The following is a 6,433-nucleotide window of genomic DNA, read 5'->3' as shown; positions in this document are numbered from 1 at the left end:
GGGGGGGGGCGCCCCGGGGGGGGGGGGGGGGGGCCCCCCCCCCCCCCGCCCCGCGGGGGGGGGGGGGGGGCCCCGGGGGGGGGGGGGGGGGGGGGGCGCCCCCCCCCCCCACGCCGGATCTACAGGTACGGCCGCGTGATCAGCTCGATCGCGTGCCCGGACGGGTCCTTGAAGTAGACCCCGCGCCCGCCGTGTTCCGTGTTGGTCTCGCCCGGGCGCTTCATCTGCGGGTCGGCCCAGTGCTCGATGTCGCCCTCGCAGAGGCGCTGGTACGCCCGGTCGAAGAGCTCGTCGTCGACGAGGAACGCGTAGTGCTGCATCTGGATGTCGACCGGGGGCTCGGCGAACTGGAGCAGAACCCCGTCGGAGAGCTGGATGTTGAGGAAGGGACCCCAGGACGGCGCCTCGGGGAGTTCCAGCAACTCGCGGAAGAAGCGCGCGGATTCGTCGCGGCTCTTGGACGCGATGATGGTGTGGTTGAACGTGACTGCCATGTGGATGACCTCGCTTGTTGATTCGACACGTGGAAGGGGCTCGCAGTGCTGCCGCACCGGGGAGGTCCTCGTGCCGAACCGTCGGGGTGCGTCTCGCGCACCCGCTCGGCGATCAGTCGTCCACCGGATCGCCCGTCTGTGCATGGCGTATCGCCGGTCCGGTGTTCATGGCGGACGACGCTACTTGATCGACCCGGGCCGCGACAAGGCGGGCCGCCCGGTTCCGCACCGGAAATGACCGGAAACGACTGTCCGCGCACCGCGCGTCAGGAACCGGGCGGCGGGCATCGGACCGGATCAGCTCACGAACTCGCGGTCGCCGTAACGCACCTCCGCCCGCTCCCAGTCGGCTCCGAGGGCGGTGGTGAACCTGCGGGCCAGCGGCAGGTCGTCGACCGGGGCGACGAGGACGAGGCGGCCGTCGAGGGTGACGGAGCCGCCGCCGAGCTTGTCGCGGGCCTCGGGGTCCGCGACGAGCGCCTCGCGCAGGCCGTCCACGCGGACGCCGGGCACCTCGATCTCGACCGCGTCGGTCTCCGGCGAGGTGCGCGGCAGGCAGCGGAAGGTGAGCACCGCCTCCTGGTGGTACTGCTTGGCGATGACGCCGGCGATGTGGTGGAGCCCGTCGCGGCCGACCCGCTCGACGTCGAACTCGCGGGACCGCTCGTACGTCGCCTGCTTCAGCTCCTCTGACCAGAAGACGCCGTCCAGCAGCTCCGAGGCGCCCGGTCGGGCCCCGTGGGCACGGATGATCTGCCGCACCTCGTGGCCGAAGCGGGTGAGGCGGGTGTCGAGCCGGGGGTCGTCGGGGTCCGTGATGATCGCGGTGTTGTCGGTCGCGAAGACCTCCGCCGCCGGACAGTCCCGCGCGTCGTGGCTCGCGTACGTGCTGGGCGCGCCCGCGACACCGAGGAGCAGGGCGGCGACGGTCGAGGCGAGGAGGCGGGCGCGTCGCCCGGTGGTGGCGTTCTTCATGGCGTGATCAACGAGGCCGCGTGACGACCGGCACGGCGCGTACGGGTGCTCCCGTCGCGTCGAGGGAGGGACGCCGCTCCCGCGTGCGGGACGCCCGTGTCCCGAGCGCGCGGGCTCGGGACACGGGCGGGTGGGGGTCACCGCGGATCGGGTCAGGCGACGACCTTGAGGGTCTTGGCCTCGCCGTACTTGTCGAGGGTCTTGAACAGGGCCTTGATGTGGTCGGGGCGCAGCTTCACGCAGCCGAGGGACTTGTAGTCGCGGTCGCCGCGCCACTGGGAGGCGCCGTTGACGGTCATGCGGCTGTGGATGAAGAGCTCGTCCCGGTTGGCGCCCTTGCTGCCCCGGCACTTCTTGTCGGCGAGGCGGATCGCGTAGCCCTTGATCGCCTTGCCGTCGTGGGTCCTGGTGCGGAAGGGGATGGCGTACGTGCCGTTCGGCAGCCATCCGCCGGTCCTGCCCTTGCCCACCTGGCAGGGGTTGGTGCTGGTGCCCGAGCCGGCGCGCCACTGTCCGAGCACGCGCTTGCCGAGGTAGGCGGTGAGCTTGGAGTACGTGGGGTTCTTCGGGTTCTTGTCGAAGACGAGGGTCACCTGGCCGCCCGCGGCCCGTGCCCGGGGCGCGGTGGGTGCGGCGTTGGCGGCGGTGCCCGCGGGGGCGGCCAGAGAGAGGGCGAGGACGGTTGAGGCGAGGGCGAGGGCGCGTGTCCTGGAACGAAGCATGATCGTTCTTCTCCTGTCAGACGGTGGGAGCGCCGGGCCTCCGAGCGGCTCGGCGGAATCAGACTCCCGGGGGGCGGGGCCTGGCGGCAGTACCTTCGCCGGGTCGGCTCACCCGGCGTCGTTTCATCCCGGTCCCGTGACCGGCTCACCTCTCTGACCTGCGGTTTCGATCGTTGGTGGGACGGCGGAGGGACGACGATGGGTGAGGCGTTCGGCGCGACGGAGGGCGGCACGGCCCGCGAGGAGCTCGCCCGGCGGATCGGTGCGGCGTGGACGCGGTCGGGCTGTCTGGCACAGGAGCGGATCGAGGCGCGGCTCAAGTCCCGTTTCGCCGGCCGGAGCATGCGGGGCCTGAGCGATTCCAGCTTCAACCGCTACAAGGACCCGGAGGCCACCGCGTTACCGGACGGGGAGGTGCTGGCCGCGCTGGCCGAGCTGTTCGGGGTGGGGGCCGAGGAGGCGGAGCGGTGGGCGAGGCTGCTGGACGAGGCGCGGACCGAGGCGCGCAGGCGCAGGGCCGCGGTACGGGGCGCGAAGGGGGACTCGGAGCCGTCCGGTGGCGCGGGAGGCGCGTCGGACGTCGCTCCGACGGAGGCGTCCGCCGGGGAGCCGGAGTCCGCCGTGCCGTCGTGGGGGCCGGGCCCGGGGGCGGAGGCGGCACCCCACGAGGACCCGGCGCCCGCGCCCGGGCGTAATCCGGCCGGGCGCCGGGCGCTGATGGGCGTCGCCGCCCTGACGGCGGCCGTCGCGACCTGGGCCGTGGCCCAGTTGCCGTCCGTCCCGACCGAGGGCGGGGCGCCGGTCGCCGCGGCGGGCGCGAAGGCGCCGGAGAGGCCCCCCGAGACACTCGGAGGTCCGGTCGGACCGCCCGCGGTCACCGGGACGGCGGCCCCGGGACCGATGACGGGCGACCACCGCTGCGGCAAGGTGCGGGCCGTCGACCACGCGGCGTGGAGCGCCTGCAGCCAGATCTCCGACGACGGCGACACCCTGCGGTTCGCCGTGCGGATCGACAACCCGGGCTCGCGCGCGGTGACCGTACGGGCACGCCTGTCCTGGGTGCGGAGCCGTGTCGTGACGCCCTGCCCCGCACCCTGGGGCACCGGTGTGCGCCTGACCGTCCCGGCCGGCCGGTCCGCCGTCACACCGCTCGACGCCTGCCCCCGTAAGACGGTGCGTCCGAGTGCGTACCAGGCGATGGCCTGGGTGATCGCCGAGACGGACATGAGCTGGGGCGAGCGGGAGACCTCCATGACCGTGCACGTCCACCCCGACCGCTACCGGTGGAACGACCAACTCCCCTGAGAGGCCTTCGACGGTGGCAATGACGTGACGAGTTCTCGCCAAGGGCCCATCCCCGCCTGCCGCACCGTGCAAAGTGGGACGGATCGCCCGCGGGCCGATGGTGGCCCCCGCGAAGGGAGTGGTGCCGTGCTGTCCGACTTCTTCGACCGGTTCCGGCGGGGCGGCAAGGGTTCCGGCGGGCGCGGCCCGGCGCCGATGCCCGCGAACCTCGTCCTCGACGCCGACTTCTCCTCCGCCGAACAGTGGGTCGCGGGCCACTCGTGGGCCTATCCCGACGGCGGGCCGACGAACCAGGGCGACAACAAGCTCGACCACCTGGTCGAGGACCCTTCGTACAGCCGGTCGGGGACCTTCCGGGCCACCCGCAGGACCGACGGGCTCTGGGACGCCGGACTGCTGACGACGGAGGGCAGCGCGCAGGGGTTCCTGGTGCGGACGGGCGACGTCCTGGAGGCCCGGGTGCGGCTGCCCGTGGAGACGGGCGCCTGGCCGGCGATCTGGACCTGGCTCGACGGCGGCCAGGAGATCGACGTCTTCGAGTACCACCCCGACAACCCGGACCTCCTGGAGCTGTCGAACCGGGTGCGGGGCCGGTACCTCTACTTCCGGGACCCCGCGGTCCAGCCGGGGGCGTGGGTGGACCTGCGGGTCGATTTCGGGGCGCGCTCCGTGGTGTGGTGGGTCAACGGAGCGCGCGCCTTCGACGACCGCCGCGGGGTGGGGCGTTCCTGGCGGGCCCATCTCATCGTGAACCTCTCGGTCTGCGCGGGCCGCTACCACCCGGCGCCCGACCCGGACGCCTCGGAGATGTCGTACGAGGTGACGCGGTTGCGCGTGTACCGGAACTGACCGGTTGTCCGACGCCTCCACTGGCCCGGCCGCCCGCTGGTGGCGGCGGGTGTTGCGTAGGCTCGAACGGAGCGTTCCGCGGAGCCCCGCACGCGCCGTCCCTACGACGAGGAGGACCCTGTGAGCACCGCCGGAGAAGGACGGCAGCAGCTGGACGAGGCCAGCGTCCTCAACGCCAAGAAGACGCTCCTCCAGCTGCTCGCCCGGGCGGGGGTCTGGTCCGGCGACGCCGAGGAGCTGATCGGGTTCGTCGAGGCGGGCGCCCTCGCCCTCGCGTACGAGGAGATCGGCGCGGCCCGGCGGGAGGTGCCCGAAGGGAAGGGCGAGGCGTACGCCGCCGGGTGGCTCGACGGGGTGCGGGCCGTCACCGACGAGTTGGGGGCCGTCTCCGAGCGGGCGCTGGGGCGCGCCGTCGCGGCGGATCCCTCGGCCGCCTCTCCGGACGACCGTCCTCCCGTGGGGCGGACGGAGCTGGAGCGGACCAAGGTGGCCGTCACGCCGCTCTATCTCTCCTTCGCGGAGGTCTCCGAGCTCGACCCGGAGGTCACCGAGCAGGTGCTCCGGGCCCTCCTCGGCACGATGAGCTCGCGTCAGCGGGCCGGGTACGCGGGGCGGCTGACGGAGTTCACCTCGGCCCACCGGGCGCGCCTGGAGCGGCTGTACGCCCAGTACGGGCCGGGCAGCGCGATCGCGATCCACGGCCGGTACTCCCTCATCCACTCCCCCACCAGCGTCGCCGTCCTGGAACGGCTCGCCACCGAGCCGGCGGACCTGCACGAGGAGTGGGACGCGGCGGAGCTGCCGCCGGCCTGGCTGGACGGGCTGACGACGGCGTGGGAGGCGTCGGCCTGACGGCGCTTCATTCGGCGGGCACAGGGGCGGGCCCTGCCGTTCCCCGCCAGTCGAGAATAGGTTAGGCTCACCTAACAAGCGCCTCGCGATGGCCGCTGCCTCGGCATTCCCATGCCTGGAGAGGCGTCAGGCGGGGCGCCAGCACACCTCTGCCCGGAGACAAGGATCCGCCATGCCTGCAGTGTTCACCCCCTTCCGCCGCCGCGTCCTCGTGGCGGGCGCCGCCGCGGTCTCGCTCGGCCTCATGGTGACCGGGTGCGGCTCGGACGACAAAAAGGACGACACGAAGGACTCGGCGGCCAAGGCTCCGGCGGGCGCGTTCCCCGTCACCATCAAGAGCGCCCTCGGCGAGGCCGTCATCAAGGAGAAGCCGAAGCGCGTCGTCACCCTGGGCCAGGGTTCCGCCGAGACCGCGATCGCCCTCGGCAGCGTCCCCGTCGGCATCGAGAGCTACCCCTGGGGCAGCGACAAGACCGGCTACCTGCCCTGGATCCACGACGCCGTGAAGAAGTCCGGCGCGACGCTGCCCAAGCAGTTCGACGGCGGCGAGGAACTCGACATCGAGGCCATCACCGAGCTGGAGCCCGACGTCATCCTCGCCCCCTGGTCGGGCATCACGCAGAAGCAGTACGACCTCCTCAAGGACATCGCGCCGACCGTCGCCTACCCCGACAAGGCGTGGAGCACCGACTGGGACCAGCAGATCGAGATCGTCGCCAAGGCGCTCGGCCAGCCGGAGAAGGCCAAGGAGCTCACCGCCAAGATCGACAAGCAGCTGGCCGACGCCGCCGCCACGCGCCCCAACTACAAGAACGTCACGTTCTCGTACATCTACAACACCGGCCCCGGCACCCTCGGCGTCTTCAAGCCCGAGGAGCAGCGCGTCGCGATGGTCTCCAAGCTGGGCCTCAAGGTCGACCCGGTCGTGAACACCTTCAAGGAGACCGAGGGCACCGACTCCGCCCTCATCGGCCTGGAGAACGCCAACAAGCTCTCCAAGAGCGACATCGCCTTCACCTTCTACATGGACGACAAGTCCCGCAAGGAGATCGAGGCGCAGCCGCTGTACGCGGCCATCCCCGCGGTCAAGAAGGGCGCGCTCGTCCACAGCAACGACCAGCCCTTCGTCACGGCCTCGTCGATGATCAACCCGCTCACGGTGCCGTACAGCATCGAGCGGTACCTCCCCATGATCGACAAGGCCGTCGCCAAGGCCGGGAAGTAGCAGCGGGTCCC

7 protein-coding genes are annotated in these 6,433 nt (G+C 72.5%); 4 read left to right on the top strand and 3 right to left on the bottom strand.

Annotated elements, in window-relative coordinates:
• Positions 1-119 precede the first annotated feature (119 nt).
• The 3 genes from ABT041_RS35670 to ABT041_RS35660 form a co-directional block, all read right to left on the bottom strand.
• Positions 120-494, bottom strand: coding sequence for a VOC family protein (locus tag ABT041_RS35670; protein ID WP_351192444.1), 375 nt, complete (start codon positions 492-494; stop codon positions 120-122).
• A 297-nt stretch (positions 495-791) separates the two neighbouring features.
• Positions 792-1,469 (bottom strand): hypothetical protein, encoded by a 678-nt coding sequence (locus ABT041_RS35665; protein WP_351192442.1) that lies wholly within the window; start codon positions 1,467-1,469, stop codon positions 792-794.
• Between the two features lie 152 nt (positions 1,470-1,621).
• The gene (locus ABT041_RS35660) at positions 1,622-2,191 is read right to left on the bottom strand and encodes a L,D-transpeptidase (RefSeq protein WP_351192439.1); all 570 of its coding nucleotides are present in this window, start codon (positions 2,189-2,191) and stop codon (positions 1,622-1,624) included.
• Between the two features lie 198 nt (positions 2,192-2,389).
• On the opposite strand from ABT041_RS35660, the gene ABT041_RS35655 reads away from it, so the two are divergent.
• The 4 genes from ABT041_RS35655 (at position 2,390) to ABT041_RS35640 (ending at position 6,422) form a co-directional block, all read left to right on the top strand.
• Complete coding sequence (locus tag ABT041_RS35655) at positions 2,390-3,496, top strand: hypothetical protein (RefSeq protein ID WP_351192437.1); 1,107 nt, start codon at positions 2,390-2,392, stop codon at positions 3,494-3,496.
• Between the two features lie 195 nt (positions 3,497-3,691).
• Positions 3,692-4,345: a beta-glucanase gene (locus tag ABT041_RS35650; RefSeq protein ID WP_351192463.1), complete on the top strand. Its 654-nt coding sequence runs from the start codon at positions 3,692-3,694 to the stop codon at positions 4,343-4,345.
• Positions 4,346-4,465: 120 nt separating this feature from the next.
• The gene (locus ABT041_RS35645) at positions 4,466-5,197 is read left to right on the top strand and encodes a hypothetical protein (RefSeq protein WP_351192434.1); all 732 of its coding nucleotides are present in this window, start codon (positions 4,466-4,468) and stop codon (positions 5,195-5,197) included.
• Positions 5,198-5,369: 172 nt separating this feature from the next.
• A complete protein-coding gene (locus ABT041_RS35640; RefSeq protein WP_351192432.1) occupies positions 5,370-6,422 on the top strand; it encodes an iron-siderophore ABC transporter substrate-binding protein in 1,053 nt (350 codons plus the stop codon).
• Positions 6,423-6,433: the final 11 nt, after the last annotated feature.

Source organism: Streptomyces sp. NPDC002825 (genome assembly GCF_040295385.1).
Classification (GTDB): domain Bacteria; phylum Actinomycetota; class Actinomycetes; order Streptomycetales; family Streptomycetaceae; genus Streptomyces.
This window is presented reverse-complemented; position numbering and strand designations above follow the sequence as displayed.

What these genes read in the sequence shown, in the direction of transcription:
- ABT041_RS35670 (WP_351192444.1), bottom strand. Translation starts at nt 494, where the DNA reads ATGGCAGTCACGTTCAACCACACCATCATCGCGTCCAAGAGCCGCGAC.
- ABT041_RS35665 (WP_351192442.1), bottom strand. Translation starts at nt 1,469, where the DNA reads ATGAAGAACGCCACCACCGGGCGACGCGCCCGCCTCCTCGCCTCGACC.
- ABT041_RS35660 (WP_351192439.1), bottom strand. Translation starts at nt 2,191, where the DNA reads ATGCTTCGTTCCAGGACACGCGCCCTCGCCCTCGCCTCAACCGTCCTC.
- ABT041_RS35655 (WP_351192437.1), top strand. Translation starts at nt 2,390, where the DNA reads ATGGGTGAGGCGTTCGGCGCGACGGAGGGCGGCACGGCCCGCGAGGAG.
- ABT041_RS35650 (WP_351192463.1), top strand. Translation starts at nt 3,692, where the DNA reads ATGCCCGCGAACCTCGTCCTCGACGCCGACTTCTCCTCCGCCGAACAG.
- ABT041_RS35640 (WP_351192432.1), top strand. Translation starts at nt 5,370, where the DNA reads ATGCCTGCAGTGTTCACCCCCTTCCGCCGCCGCGTCCTCGTGGCGGGC.